Genomic DNA, 12,843 nt, shown 5'->3' on the forward strand with positions numbered 1-12,843 from the left:
CGGTCCCCGTCTATTCGTCGTTGTTGCGCGAATGGAGAGCGCTGGGCCGGGCGGTCCCCGGACTGCCGGACCACGAGTGGGACGTTCTGGTCTCCCGCCCCGTGTGGCCCAGCCGTTGAGCCATCTGCCTCCTGCCGGTGCTCGGCGGTTCGAGTGAATCGGTGCGGAAAGCAGCCGCAGTGGTGTCTTTCCGCTTTCGCATTCGTTGTGATTTTCGCAGTGGAAGCCGGGCCGGATCTCGGCCCGCCCGTCACGAAATCCGTGGCACGACTTCCTCCTGTGGAAAGGACCCGAAACTATGAAGTGCAAGAAGGCTGCGGTGGCCGTCGCCGGTATCGTCATGGCGCTGGGCGCGGCCGCGCCGGCCGTCGCCGACGCCGAGGCCGAGGGTGCCGCCATCGGCTCGCCGGGCGTCCTGTCCGGCAACGTCGTCCAGGTGCCGGTGCACATCCCGGTCAACGTGTGCGGCAACACCATCAACATCATCGCGCTGCTGAACCCGGCCTTCGGGAACGTCTGCATCAACAAGTGACGCAGCGTCAGGCCTCGGCCGCGTGATCGCCGGTCCCGGAGCGCTCCGGGACCGGCTTTTCCGTTCCCGGATGCCCCAACCGGGCGATGAAATTCCCCAACGGGCTAGTGAGGCCCGGCACCGCGATCCCGTAAGGCCCATTAAGAATACTTTTGCTCCGAGTGGCTGGCGAAATCCTGACGCCTGGCGAAGGAGCGGACATGGGTCACCGGAGAGTGAAGACGAGGGGCGCGCGGCGGGGGGTGCTCGCCGCCGGGCTGCTGAGCGTACTGCTGGCCGGTTCCCTGGTGTCGGCGCCGTCCGGCCACGCCCGCGAACCGGAGCCGGACGGGGGCGGGGGCGGGACCACGCCGGTGACCGAGCCGGCCGTCGAGACGGACACGGGCCCGGGCCCCGCACCCGCGGCGGGGCTGGAGCGCGGCCAGGCGGCCGGTGAGGAACCGGACACGGGCGCGCCGGAGGGGACCGGTGAGGAACCGGACACGGCCGGGCCGGAGGAGGCCGCCCAGGAGACGCGCACCGCGATGGGGGCCTATCTGGACTACGGACCCCGCGGCATCCACCGCATGGCGGGGCTGACCAAGTGGCTCGGCGGCACCGAGCTGCGAGTCGGTCACACCTACCTGCCCGGCGACGTGTGGACCAACATCGAGGGCCGCCCCGGGTTCCTGGAGCACTGGGCGCAGTGGCGGCGGGCCGCCGACGACCGGCTGTTCGTCCTCAACGTGCCCATGCTGGAGCGCAACGAGAGCCACCTGCCGGACCCGGTGGTGCGCCAGTTGCTGCGCCTGGGCGCGGACGGGCGGTTCGACCGGCACTTCCGGGCGCTCGGCGAGCGGCTCGTGCGGGTCGGCGTGCCGGACACCGTGGTCGTCCTCGGCTGGGAGATGAACGGCATCACGTACTCGCACCGCTGCGGCCCCGATCCGGAGGCCTGGAAGACGTACTGGAAGCGCATCGTGACCACCATGCGCGCGGTGCCGGGGCAGCGGTTCCGCTTCGACTTCGCGCCCAACCGGGGGCGGGACGCCATTCCGTGGACCGAGTGCTACCCCGGGGACGACGTCGTCGACATCATCGGCATGGACTCGTACGACCAGCCCCCGGGCGAGTCCTTCGACGAGCAGGTGAACCAGCCCTACGGCCTGCGGCACCACGTGGAGTTCGCCGCCGCCCACGGCAAGCCGGTCTCGTACCCGGAGTGGGGGCTGTTCCGCAACGGCGACAACCCGGAGTACATGCGGCGCATGCTGGAGTGGATCGAGCGGAACAAGCCGCTATACCACACCATCACCGACTACTGTCCGCACGGCGTCTGGCAGTGCGACCAGAACCCGAAGTCGTCCGTGGTGTTCCGCGAGATGCTCTCCGGCAAGGGAGACCCGACGGCGCCGGCACCCCAGCCGGAGCAGCCCACGCAGCCGGAACCCGAGCAGCCCGAGCAGCCCGAGCAGCCTCAGCCGCCCGAGCAGCCCGAGGCACCCACCCAGCCCACCCAGCCGGCCTGTACGCCACTGGATCTCGGCGCGTGGGTCGAGAAGTGGATCGGCCGCAAGCTCTGCGTCCGGCTGGAGTGGCGCCGAAGCGTCAGCTCCTGAGCCGCCGCACCCAGGCACGGTCGCGCAGCCGGTCCGCCGCCCAGCGGCGGCCGGCCGCGCAGCCGGCCAGGAGCAGCAGGGGCGCCGCCGTCCGCCGCCGGGCCAACAACAGCCGCTGGTTGACGACCGGTTCCGGCCGCCAGTGGCTCTTGTACGGTTCGCGGCCGCGCAACAGGCTGAGCGTGGTCCGGCCGCCGGCGCTGCTCTCGCGGGCGCCGTTGCGCAGCAGGAGGGTCGCCACGTCGACCTTCCCGGCCCGCAGCACCGGGTCCGCCCCGTACAGGTAGCCGCCGGACAGTAGCGGCGACATCAGGGTGAGGTCCGCGGCGACCACGTCGCCGGCCAGGCGGAACTCCGTCACCATCGCGTCCCCCGACTCCACCATCGGCCGCACCGCGCGCTGGAGGTGCTCGGCGAACCGGGGCCGGAGGTGCTCCGGCGTCACGCCCCGGTCCGCCCACTGGCGCTGGTGCAGGTCCAGCAGCCGCCGCAGCGCCTGCGGGACCTCGGCGGGCGGGACGACGTGCGTCTCGATGCCCAGCCGGTCGAGTTTGCGGAGCTTGGAGCGGGCGCGCTGGGCGCGGGACGACGGCAGCCGGCCGACCAGCCCGTCGATGGACAGGGCGGGCAGCTCCATGCAGACGGAGTCGGGCAGGCGGCGGCGCGGGCCGCGCCAGCACGCGTACACCCGCTGGGCGGCGGCCTCGGCCCGGACCTCCCGGAGGTCGATCACGGCGGTACGGGCCAGCCGGCGCAGCGCTTCGGCGAGTACCGGTACCGCCTCGTCGGCGTGAGCGTCGTCGACGAGGACGTCGGAGAAGTCGGTGATCGCCCCACCGAGGGGGGTCAGCACCGGCAGCGGCACGCGCTCCAGCCGCAGCGGCGCCGCCGCGACGAGCCGCCCGTTCCGGCGCACCAGGACGACACGGAGCCGGCCGGGGGTGCCGTACGACACCCACCAGGAGTGCAGCCAGGGGTGGGACTGGAAGGGGGTGGCCGTGGCGCAGCGCCGGTAGAGGCCCGTCCAGTCCCGCGCGAGCCGGCCGAACGCCTCGCCGTCCCGGCACACGCCGACGTCCCAGACCGCCGCGCCGGGGCCGTCCCCCGGCGCCGCACCGGGACCGGCGGCCGTACCCGAGCCAACAGCCGTATCCGCGTCGACGGCCGTACCCGGGGCGGCCGTCGGCGCCGTTCGGGTCATACCAGCGCCTCCGCTTGCGTCACCGGTCCGGGCACGGTGCCGTACCGGGTGCGCTCCCCGCGGCGCGGGTACCGGGGGCGGACCAGCAGGGCGAGCCCGCCGAGCAGGCCGCCCGCGCAGCCGCCGACGAGCGCGGAGAGCGACGGGGACGGCGAGACGGGGCTCGTCGGGGTGGCCGCCCGGGTGAACTGAAGGACCTTCACGCCCGTGCTGCCCTGCGTGTGGGAGCCCTTGTCCACCAGGGCCCGCGCCACGCTGTCGGCCATCCCGGCCGCGGTCGCGGCGACGGCCGCCCGCGCGGTGATCGCGATCATCGGGGCGTCGGGCGAGGTCGCCGCCTGGACGTTCGCCCGCAGGGTCCGCGCCGACACGCCGGCCGCGACCTGGGCGTCGCCGGTGACCGCGATGTCGGTGGCGACCCTCCCGTACGCCTGCGCCAGTCCCATCGCGCCGGCCGGGTCGGACTTCGCGGACGGGACGACGATGACGTAGCTCGTCGCCGCGTACTCGGGCGTGGCGAGCAGCCCGTACCCGCCGCCGGCCAGGACGCCCAGGAGGGCCGCGGCGGGGACGAGCCACCGGCGGCGGGTGCGTTTGAGGCGGGTGAGCCAGCCGATCGCGCGGCGTACGGCAAGGGACTGGGTCGTGGTCATCGGCGACTCACTTCGTCCGGGAGCTCGTCGCGAGCTCGTCGTACAGGGACATCAACTGCTGTGCGCTGCGCGCGATGTCGTAGCGGTGCACGGCGGCCGGCACGGGGAGGCGCTCGCGGGTGACCGACGCCAGCGCGGCGGCCACCTCGGGGGCCGTCCCGCCGATCCGGCGCGCGCCGGGCGCGTCGCCGGGCGGCAGGTCGTCGAGCGCGGGGCACGCCACGTACCGGACGGGCAGGCCGGCGGCGAGCGCCTCGACGATCGCGAGGCCGAACGCCTCGTCGGGGGACGTCGACACGAACACGTCCATCGCCGACAGCAGTTCCGGCAGGCCGCGGTCCACCGCGCCCGCCCACACCACCCGGTCCGCCGCCCCGCCCTCCCGGGCCACCCGCTCCAGCCGCTCCCGCTGCTCGCCCTCCCCCACCAGCAGCAGCCGGGCGTCGCCGGGCACCGCGGCCACCGCCCGGATCAGCGTGTCGAACCGCTTGCCCGCCGCGAGCCGCCCCACCCCGCCGACGACGTACGCGTCGGGCGCGAGCCCCAGGCGCCGCCGGGCCGCCCGCCGCGCGGCGGGGTCGAAGGCGAAGCGCGGTACGTCGATGCCGTTCGGCACGACCCGGATGCGCGCCGGGTGCACGCCCCACCCGGCGAGGCGGCGGGCGACCGTGTCGGAGACGGCGACCGTCGCGTGGCCGAGCCGTTCGCCGGCCAGGTACAGGGCGCGGGCGCCCGTGCTGAGACGCCGGCCCTCGATCTGCGCGGCGCCCAGGGAGTGTTCGGTCGCGACGACCGTCCGGACGCCGGCGAGCCGGGCGGCGAGCCGCCCGTACAGACAGGCCCGGTACAGGTGGGTGTGGACGACGTCGAAGCGGCCGTGCCGGACCAGCCGGGTGAGGCGGGGCAGGGCGGACAGGTCGCGGTTGCCGCGCATGCCCAGGTGGGTGACCGGCACCCCGTCGGCGCGGAGGGCGTCGGCGACGGGGCCGGGGTTGGTGAGCGTGACGACGCTGCTGCGGACGCGGTCCATGTGCGGCAGCAGCAGGCGCAGTTGCTGCTCGGCGCCGCCGATGCCGAGTCCGGTGATGACGTGCAGGACGTTGAGCGGCGACCTCATGACACGAGCACCGGGGCGCGCCGCACCCCGTGCAGCCGGCGCTTGGCGTGCAGCCGCCAGCCGGTGTCGCGCTCCCCGATGTGCACCCGCGGCAGGGCGTACACCCCGTTCGCCGCACCGGGGTCGATGGCGGCGGCGTACGCGTACCCGGCCTCGCGGACGGCGCGCGCGGCACGCTGGTTGACGTGCCCGTAGGGGTAGCAGAAGCCGTCCGGGGCGGTGCCGGTGACCGCGCGGAGCGCCTCGCGGCTGGCGGCCGTCTCCTCGCGCAGCTCCTCCTCGGGGGCGGCGGACAGGGAGACGTGCGTCAGCCCGTGCGAGCCGATCTCCATGCCGGCGGCGGCACAGCGGCGGACCCCGTCCTCGGTGAGCAGCGGCTTGCGCGGGCCGAGCGCGTCCCAGTCGTTGGCGCCGCCGAGCCGGCCGGGGAGGACGTAGACGGTGGCGGTGCACTCGTGGCGGCGCAGGATCGGGACGGCGTTGTCGAGGAAGTCGGCGTACCCGTCGTCGAAGGTGAGGCCGACCAGTCCGCGCGTGTCGCCGTGGCGGGCCGCGTACAGCAGCAGCTGCCGTACGCCGACCCCGCGCAGGCCGTGGTCGCGCAGCCAGCGCAGCTGCTTGTCGAGGCGGGCGGGGGAGACGGTCACGTGGTACGGGTCGTCGTCCGTGGTGTCGTCGATCGAGTGGTACATCGCGACCCACAGAGGGATCTTCGGCTGGTTCATGTACGGGCCTTCGCAAGCCGGCGGAACGGGTTGGCGGTTCGGACGAGGGAGGGGACCAGCGGGGCGCGCAGGGCGCAGGCGGTGGCGGTGAACGCGGCCGTGACGGCGGTGGCGGCGAGCGCCACGGCGAGCGCCGGCGGGCCGGCCGCGCACCACCAGCCGGCCGCGGTGGCGACGGCGGCGGCCGCGGCGAGCCGCAGCAGCCCGGCGACGAGGCCTCGGGCGTCCAGCGGGACGCTCTGGCGGCGCAGGCCGAACAGGAGCAGGGCGGCCGTCACGGTGATGCCGAGGGCGTTGGCGGCGGCGATGCCGGGCGCGCCGAACGGCCCGGCCCAGGCCCCGCCCGCGGCGGCGTTCAGCGCGATGCCGCCGAGCATGGCGGCGGCCGGGTACCACAGGGGGCGGGAGGCGGAGAAGTAGCAGCGTACGAGGGCGCCGACCAGCGTGTGGCCGAGCAGCCCGAGGGCGTACACCCGCATGACGGTCGCGGTGGCGGCGGTGTCGGCGGCATCGAACGCACCGCGCTGGAAGAGCAGGTGCACGATCTGCGGCGCGGCGGCCACGACGGTCGCGGCGCCGACGAGGACGATCACACCGGCGAGCAGCAGGTCCCGTTCGGCCCGCCGCCGGGCGGTGCCGGTGTCGCCGGCCGCGAGCGCCCGCGCGACGACGGGGAAGCTGACCGTGCACAGCATCAGCGAGAGCACCATCGGCAGTTGGGCGACCTTCTGCGCGTAGTTGAGGTGCGAGATCGCCCCGCCGGGCAGCGGCGCGGCCAGGAACCGTTCGACCAGCACCTGCGACTGCCGGCTCACCGCGAACACGACCACCGGCGCGAGCGCGGCCAGGAGGAGGCGGGGCGGCGGGGCGGACGCGTCCGGTCGCTGCCCCGCCGGTGCGCCGGGCGGCGCCGCGGGCGCACGCAGGTGCCGCCACAGGACCGGCGCCTGGATCAGCACCATCAGCACGCCGCCCGCCGCGACCCCGGCCGCCGCCGCGCGTACGCCCCAGCCGGGCGGGCCGAGGAGGAGGACCGCCGCGATGATGCCGGCGTTGTACGCGACGTAGATCGCGGCGGGCGCGAGGAACCTGCCGTGCGCGCGGAGCGCCGCGCTGCAGTAGCCGGCGAGCGCGAAGGAGAGCAGGCAGGTGGCGGTCAGCCGGGTGCAGTCGACGGCCAGCCGGCGCTCCGGCAGCCCGGGCGCCAGCAGGTCGACGAACCCCGGTGCGGCGAGCGCCAGCAGCGCGGCCGCCACGCCGGTGCCGAGGACCGTCTTCGGGAGGGTGGCCCTGACCAGCGCCTGTACGGGGTCGAGCCGGAGGCCGGGGCCGTGGTCGCGGTCCGTCCGGCGCGCGAGGGCGGCGGCGAAGGCGGGTACGAGGACGAGGGCCATGCCGTCCTCGATCAGCAGCGTGGCCGCGAACTCGGGCACGGTCCAGGCGACGAGGAACGCGTCGGTACCGCCGCCCGCCCCGAACTCGTGCGCCAGCAACTGGTCCCGGACCAGCCCCAGCAGGGCGCCGACCGCCGTGAGGGCGGCCGTGAGCGCGGCCGCCCGGGCGAGGAGGCGACTGGAGGGCGCCCACCCCCGGCCGGTGCCCCGCGGCGCGGCCCGCTCGGCGACCGCGACCCGCCGCGGGGTGTCGCGCGGCGCATCGGGGCGGGTGCGGTGCGGCGGGGCGGCGTCGTGCGGGGCGTCGTGCAGGGCGTCGAGCGGTGCGTCGTGCTGCGCGCCGCGCGGGGCGCTCCGTGGTACGTCAGCCATGTGCGCCCCCCGCGTTCCGGGCGCCGGACCGGGAGGCGGCGGCGCGGGTCTGCGGGGCGGGCGCGGTCCGCGGGCCGACTGGGCGTGAGGAGAGGGCCGGTCCCGTCGACCCCACCGGCATCATCGGCGGGCCGCCCCGCGGGTCGGCCGGGCACGGCGTCCCGGCCGGCTGGGGCGGGGCGAAGGCCCACCACGCGGCCAGGCCCAGCACCAGGGCCGTGAGGACCGTCGCGGGGCCGCCGATGTCCGCGTACGCGAAGTCGACGAGCTGCCAGACCAGCAGGCCCACCGCGACCAGCCCGCAGGCCGGGGCCGCACCGCCGGCCCGGGCGTCCACCAGGCGCCGCAGGGCGCAGACCAGCAGGGCGAGCCAGCTGCCGGCGACGGTCAGGAGCCCCAGCAGCCCCTGCTCGCCCAGCACCAGCAGGTACATGTTGTGCGGCGACAGCAGCGGCTGGCGCTGGAAACCCCGGCCGGCGCCCGCGGTGTCGCTGCCCGACGACAGGGCCAGCGAGGCGTGACCGTCCCGGTAGTGGGGGAAGCCCTTGAGCCCGACGCCCGTGAGCGGTTCGGCGCGCCACATCCCGGCCGCCGCCGCCCACATGGTGTACCGGTCGGTGACCGAGCGGTCGGGGGCGGCGGTGACCTGCGAGATGCTCGCGACGCGTTCCTGGACCAGTTGCGAGCCGACGCCCAGCCCGGCCACCAGGACCACGCCGAGCGCGCCCGCCGCGAGGCCCACCCGCAGCGCCCGCCGCACCCCGCACAGGGCGAGGAGGAGCGCGCAGGCCGCCACGGTCGCGATCCAGGCGCCCCGGCTGAACGACACCACCAGCGGCACGGCCAGCAGCCCGCCGCACACCAGGGCCCACGCCCGGGCGCGCCGCCCCGGTGACCCGAGCGCGATCCCGGTGGCGGCGACGATCCCGTACGCGACGACCGTGGCCATCCCCATCACGTCCGTCGCCCCGAACGTCCCGACCGCCCGGACGTCCTCGCCCATGTACGAGGCGCCCGTGCCGGTGAGGTACTGGGTGACGCCGATCGCGCCCTGCGCGAGGGCCAGCGCGATCACCGCCCAGGCGACCACGGTGAAGTCGCGCCGGTCCCGTACCAGCAGCACCACGGCCGCCGGTACGAGGACGAAGACCTGGAGGTAGCGGGCGACGCCCGGGAGGCTCGCCGCCGGGTCGTGGGAGGCGACGGCGGCGGTGCAGATGCCCAGCACGGGCAGGCCGAGGACGACGGCCGCCGTCCGGGTGAGCGGCCTGGCCCGGTCCCGGAGCAGCCGTACCGCGCAGGCGACGACCAGCACGGCGGACGCCGCGTCCGCCACCGTGCCGGTGCCGGAGCCGCCGTCCGCGCCGTCCGGTGGCGGTACGGCGAGCAGTGCGACGACCGCGAGCAGGGGCAGGAGCGGCGCCCAGCGGGTGAGGGGCCACCGCATCAGCTGCCCGCCGGCCGGATCAGCGAGGCCGCCGTGCGCAGCAGGATGCACACGTCCTGCCAGAGCGACCAGTGGTCGATGTAGTGGTTGTCGAAGCGGCACCGGTCCTCGATGGAGGTGTCGCCGCGCAGCCCGTGCACCTGCGCGAGGCCGGTCAGTCCGACGGGCATCCGGTGCCGGGCCGCGTACCCGGCGTGGACGCGGCTGAACCGGTCGACGAAGTAGGGGCGTTCCGGGCGGGGGCCGACCAGGCTCATGTCGCCGCGCAGCACGTTCCACAGCTGCGGCAGCTCGTCGAGGGACGTGCGGCGCAGGAACGCGCCCACGACGCTCATCCGCTCGTCGTGGGCGACGCTCCACCGGGTCGCCGCCTCCTCGTCGTTCGCGGGGCGCAGGGTGCGGAACTTCAGCAGGGTGAACAGCCGGCCGTCCTGGCCGACGCGCTCCTGGCGGAAGACGACGCCGGGCCCGTCCGACATTCGGATGGCGGCGGCGCACAGCAGCAGGAGCGGGGCGAGGGCGGTGAGCATGAGCCCGGCGACCATGACGTCGAGGATCCGTTTGGCCGGCCGGCCGCGCTGGGCGGGCGGCGGGTCGAGGCGCAGGCACGGGTGGCCCCACAGGTGCTGGCTCATCGGCGCGCGCCGGACGTCGCCGCCGCCGTGCTCGCCGTCCTCGCCGACCAGCCAGCCGGCGCAGCCGTAGTGGCTGAGCAGCGCGACGAGGTCGGGCTGCCGGGCGCCGGTGAACAGCGCGTCGCGCACGCTGTTCTGGATGACGGCCCGGTGGATCTCCTCGGGCGTCGTCAGGACCGGCAGGGTCGCCTCGGCCGGGTCCGGGGGCCGGTGGGTGGTGACGATGCCGACCGGCCGGACGCCGTACTCGGGGTGCCCGGCGAGCGTCCCGGCGAGCCGCTGGGCCTCGGCGACGGGGCCGATGAGCAGCGCGGAGCGCGGGTGCGCGCGGGCGGCGGCACGGCGCCGGTGGTGCAGGACGGCACGGCAGGCGCACACGCACGCCAGGTGGACGGCGTACGCGGCGGCCAGCAGCCCCGGCCCTGCGGCGGCCCGCGGGGACTGCGCGGCGAGCAGCGCGGCGGCCGCGCACCACGCGATCGCCGCCCGCCCGGCGAGGGTGGGCAGTTCGTCCAGTACGGAGGCGACGGCACCCGGCCGGTAGAGGCCGGCGTACGCGTTGAGCGCGGCCAGGCCCGCGGTGAGCTGCATCAGCAGCCCGGCGCTGCGCTGCTCGGGTCCCAGCAGGAGGGCGGCCAGCAGGACGGCGGCGCAGTCGGCGGCGACCAGGGAGGAGACGAAGGGCGGCGCGGGGACCGGGCGGCGTGGCGGCAGGGCCACCCGGTCCGGGCTGCCCTGCGAGGGGACGACGGTGGCGGCGGTCACCGGGCTGGTGCTTTCCGTGGTCACTGGGAGATCGGCTCCCCGAGTTCGTGACGTGGCGCGGCGGTCACCTCGCGGTACACGTCGGCGATGGCCGCACCCGTGCGCCGGACGTCGAACCGGCGCAGGACGTGCTGCTGCGCGCTGCGGCCGAGGGCCTCGCGGAGGACGGGCCGCTGGAGCAGTGCGGCGAGGGCGGCGCCGAGGGCGGCGGGGTCGCCGGGACGTACCAGGCAGTGCGTCTCGTGGCCCGGCGGCAGGCTCTCCCGGGCGCCGTCGACGTCGGTGAGGAGGACGGCCCGGCCGGCCGCCATGGCCTCCAGCGGCGCGAGGGCCATCCCTTCCCAGCGGGACGGCTGGACCACCAGGTCGGCGGCCCGGTACCAGGGCGCGGTGTCGGCGACGGCGCCCACGAGGCGCACGGAGGGCTCGGCGCGCTCGGCGGGCTGCGCCCCGGTGGGCTGCTGGGCGGTGGCCGGCCGCTGGGCGGTGGCCGGCCGTTGAGCGGCGGCCGGCTGCTCGGCGGTGGCCGGCCGTTGAGCGGCGGCCGGCTGCTCGGCGGTGGCCGGCCGTTGAGCGGCGGCCGGCTGCTCGGCGGTGGCCGGCCGTTGAGCGGCGGCCGGCTGCTCGGCGGTGGCCGGCCGTTGAGCGGCGGCCGGCTGCTCGGCGGTGGCCGGCCGTTGAGCGGCGGCCGGCTGCTCGGCGGTGGCCGGCCGTTGGGCGGCGGCCGGCTGCTGGGCGGTGGTGAGCCGTAGGGCGGCAGTACGCAGCGCCTCGGCCTCCGGGCCGTCGCCGACGAGGACGAGCCGGGCGTGCGGTACGCGGTCGAGGACGGCGGGCCAGGCGTCCAGCAGCATGTCCTGGCCCTTCTGCCGGCACAGCCGCCCCACGCACACCACGAGCGGTGCCGTGGCCGGCAGGCCGAGCGCGGCGCGGGCGGCGGCCCGGCCGGGCCCGGTGGTGAACCGCCGGGCGTCCACACCGTTGTGGACGACGGCCCAGGGCGCCCGCACCCCGGCGTGCTCGCCGCGGCGCCGCTCCGCCTCGCTGACGCAGATGACCCGGTCGGTCCAGCGGGCGGCCCACCGCTCCCAGCGCCTGGCGAGCGCCCCGGTCACCCCGTCGACCGCCTCGAACGACCAGGCGTGCGGCTGGTACACGGTGGGCACCCGGCCGCGTACGGCGATCCGGGCGGCGAGCCCGGCCTTGGCGCTGTGCGCGTGCACCAGGTCGGGGCGCAGGAGGTCGACGAGCTCGATGATCCGGCGGCTCTCGGCGACCAGCCGCGGACCGGGTTCGCGGCCGGCCCGCCACGGGTGCACGTCGGCGCCCCGCGCCAGGGCCGCCATGGCCAGTGGCGTACCGGGCGGGCAGGCCACGGCGACCCGCATTCCCAGGTCCAGCTGCGCGCCGACCACGTCGGTGACCACACGGGCCACCCCGCCGTCACCGGGCTGGACAACATGCAATGCGGTGAGTGGGGGACGCACGCGTGACCCTTTCTACGAAGCTTTCTGCGAAGCGGGCGGCGTTAAGGGTTCGGCGGGGGCTGCGGGGCGGCTGGGGGATTTTCTGGGTGGCGGGGGCGGCGCATTTCCGGGTGCGCGCCGGGCGAACGTCAGCGGCGCGCGGTATTCGGGCGCGCCCGCACTGCAAGAACCTCTGAATTCCCCATACGGGTTCTCCGCTTTGACGAGTGGGACCGCGTCCAGCGAGATGTACGTTATAACTCAACAAACCCGGTCAGAAGCATGCGAAACACCGCCGGAGCAACTTCCCGATTTTCACGCCGCGTTGCCGGTGCGGCGTGTCGAGCGCGGCGGCGGGGCGGCGTGTCACCCATTCGGTCGCGCAACCGGCGAAATACTGGGGCGTTGTTGGTGTAGCCGGCCACGTAGGCCGCCGAGCATCACCAACCTAGGAGTTCCTCACCATGTCCCGTATCGCGAAGGCAGCCGTCCTGACCTCCGCCGTCGCCGCGTCCGTCGCCGGTGCCGCCGGCGTCGCGCACGCAGACGCCCAGGCGGAGGGCGCGGCCGTGAAGTCCCCCGGTGTCCTCTCCGGCAACCTGCTCCAGGTCCCGGTGCATGTCCCGATCAACCTCTGCGGCAACACCATCGACATCATCGGCCTGCTGAACCCGACGTTCGGGAACGTCTGCGTCAACGACTGACGCGCTCCGCGCCACGCGGACAGCCGGGCGTGACCACAGTGCGCCGTCCCCGCCGGGACGGCGCACTGCGCTTTTGCGCGAAGCGCCGGGCGGCCACCCCATCGGCGGCGCGGGGCCATTCCCCGCGCAGGGCGTACCGCGGCCTTTTCCCGGCAGGTCAGACGGTTTCCTTCACCCATCGGGAGCAAGCACGGCCGTCGCGCATGCGTTTGCGGAGGGCAATGGGCGGACTCA

Annotated in this window: 11 protein-coding genes; 3 read left to right on the plus strand and 8 right to left on the minus strand. The window is 75.8% G+C overall.

The genetic code is table 11. From position 1 onward, the window contains the following. Positions 1-298 precede the first annotated feature (298 nt). Both EIZ62_RS14275 and EIZ62_RS14280 read left to right on the plus strand, forming a co-directional pair. Positions 299-532 carry a chaplin gene (locus tag EIZ62_RS14275; protein WP_156693066.1) on the plus strand — a complete coding sequence of 78 codons (234 nt, stop codon included), beginning with the start codon at positions 299-301 and terminating at the stop codon, positions 530-532. A gap of 200 nt (positions 533-732) precedes the next feature. Then, positions 733-2,130, plus strand: coding sequence for a glycoside hydrolase family 26 protein (locus EIZ62_RS14280; protein WP_156693067.1), 1,398 nt, complete (start codon positions 733-735; stop codon positions 2,128-2,130). Here the strand turns inward: EIZ62_RS14280 and EIZ62_RS14285 are convergent. From EIZ62_RS14285 to EIZ62_RS14320, 8 genes are read right to left on the minus strand one after another with little or no spacing between them, the layout of a single operon-like run. Then, positions 2,120-3,331, minus strand: a complete 1,212-nt coding sequence (locus EIZ62_RS14285; RefSeq protein WP_156693068.1) for a GNAT family N-acetyltransferase — start codon at positions 3,329-3,331, stop codon at positions 2,120-2,122. The two genes, EIZ62_RS14280 and EIZ62_RS14285, sit on opposite strands and share 11 nt — an antisense overlap. Beyond that, positions 3,328-3,984, minus strand: coding sequence for a YveK family protein (locus EIZ62_RS14290; protein WP_244375679.1), 657 nt, complete (start codon positions 3,982-3,984; stop codon positions 3,328-3,330). The genes EIZ62_RS14285 and EIZ62_RS14290 overlap by 4 nt, the downstream gene beginning before the upstream one ends. Before the next feature lie 7 nt (positions 3,985-3,991). Further along, complete coding sequence (locus EIZ62_RS14295) at positions 3,992-5,101, minus strand: glycosyltransferase (protein WP_156693069.1); 1,110 nt, start codon at positions 5,099-5,101, stop codon at positions 3,992-3,994. After that, positions 5,098-5,826 carry a polysaccharide deacetylase family protein gene (locus EIZ62_RS14300; protein WP_156693070.1) on the minus strand — a complete coding sequence of 243 codons (729 nt, stop codon included), beginning with the start codon at positions 5,824-5,826 and terminating at the stop codon, positions 5,098-5,100. The genes EIZ62_RS14295 and EIZ62_RS14300 overlap by 4 nt, the downstream gene beginning before the upstream one ends. Next, on the minus strand, positions 5,823-7,592 hold the full coding sequence (locus EIZ62_RS14305) for a lipid II flippase MurJ (protein ID WP_156693071.1): 1,770 nt from the start codon (positions 7,590-7,592) through the stop codon (positions 5,823-5,825). Before EIZ62_RS14305 ends, EIZ62_RS14300 begins: the two co-directional genes overlap by 4 nt. Further along, positions 7,585-9,039: an O-antigen ligase family protein gene (locus EIZ62_RS14310; RefSeq protein WP_156696387.1), complete on the minus strand. Its 1,455-nt coding sequence runs from the start codon at positions 9,037-9,039 to the stop codon at positions 7,585-7,587. Before EIZ62_RS14310 ends, EIZ62_RS14305 begins: the two co-directional genes overlap by 8 nt. Further along, positions 9,039-10,463 carry an exopolysaccharide biosynthesis polyprenyl glycosylphosphotransferase gene (locus EIZ62_RS14315; protein WP_156693072.1) on the minus strand — a complete coding sequence of 475 codons (1,425 nt, stop codon included), beginning with the start codon at positions 10,461-10,463 and terminating at the stop codon, positions 9,039-9,041. Before EIZ62_RS14315 ends, EIZ62_RS14310 begins: the two co-directional genes overlap by 1 nt. Then, on the minus strand, positions 10,460-11,926 hold the full coding sequence (locus EIZ62_RS14320; protein WP_280117742.1) for a glycosyltransferase: 1,467 nt from the start codon (positions 11,924-11,926) through the stop codon (positions 10,460-10,462). Before EIZ62_RS14320 ends, EIZ62_RS14315 begins: the two co-directional genes overlap by 4 nt. A gap of 443 nt (positions 11,927-12,369) precedes the next feature. On the opposite strand from EIZ62_RS14320, the gene EIZ62_RS14325 reads away from it, so the two are divergent. After that, positions 12,370-12,609 carry a chaplin gene (locus EIZ62_RS14325; RefSeq protein ID WP_156693073.1) on the plus strand — a complete coding sequence of 80 codons (240 nt, stop codon included), beginning with the start codon at positions 12,370-12,372 and terminating at the stop codon, positions 12,607-12,609. The last annotated feature ends 234 nt before the right edge of the window (positions 12,610-12,843 follow it).

Source organism: Streptomyces ficellus (genome assembly GCF_009739905.1).
Lineage (GTDB): Bacteria > Actinomycetota > Actinomycetes > Streptomycetales > Streptomycetaceae > Streptomyces > Streptomyces ficellus_A.

Coding starts and splice junctions, on each gene's coding strand:
- EIZ62_RS14310 (WP_156696387.1), bottom strand. CDS start 9,039: ATGCGGTGGCCCCTCACCCGCTGGGCGCCGCTCCTGCCCCTGCTCGCG.
- EIZ62_RS14275 (WP_156693066.1), top strand. CDS start 299: ATGAAGTGCAAGAAGGCTGCGGTGGCCGTCGCCGGTATCGTCATGGCG.
- EIZ62_RS14325 (WP_156693073.1), top strand. CDS start 12,370: ATGTCCCGTATCGCGAAGGCAGCCGTCCTGACCTCCGCCGTCGCCGCG.
- EIZ62_RS14290 (WP_244375679.1), bottom strand. CDS start 3,984: ATGACCACGACCCAGTCCCTTGCCGTACGCCGCGCGATCGGCTGGCTC.
- EIZ62_RS14280 (WP_156693067.1), top strand. CDS start 733: ATGGGTCACCGGAGAGTGAAGACGAGGGGCGCGCGGCGGGGGGTGCTC.
- EIZ62_RS14305 (WP_156693071.1), bottom strand. CDS start 7,592: ATGGCTGACGTACCACGGAGCGCCCCGCGCGGCGCGCAGCACGACGCA.
- EIZ62_RS14300 (WP_156693070.1), bottom strand. CDS start 5,826: ATGAACCAGCCGAAGATCCCTCTGTGGGTCGCGATGTACCACTCGATC.
- EIZ62_RS14285 (WP_156693068.1), bottom strand. CDS start 3,331: ATGACCCGAACGGCGCCGACGGCCGCCCCGGGTACGGCCGTCGACGCG.
- EIZ62_RS14295 (WP_156693069.1), bottom strand. CDS start 5,101: ATGAGGTCGCCGCTCAACGTCCTGCACGTCATCACCGGACTCGGCATC.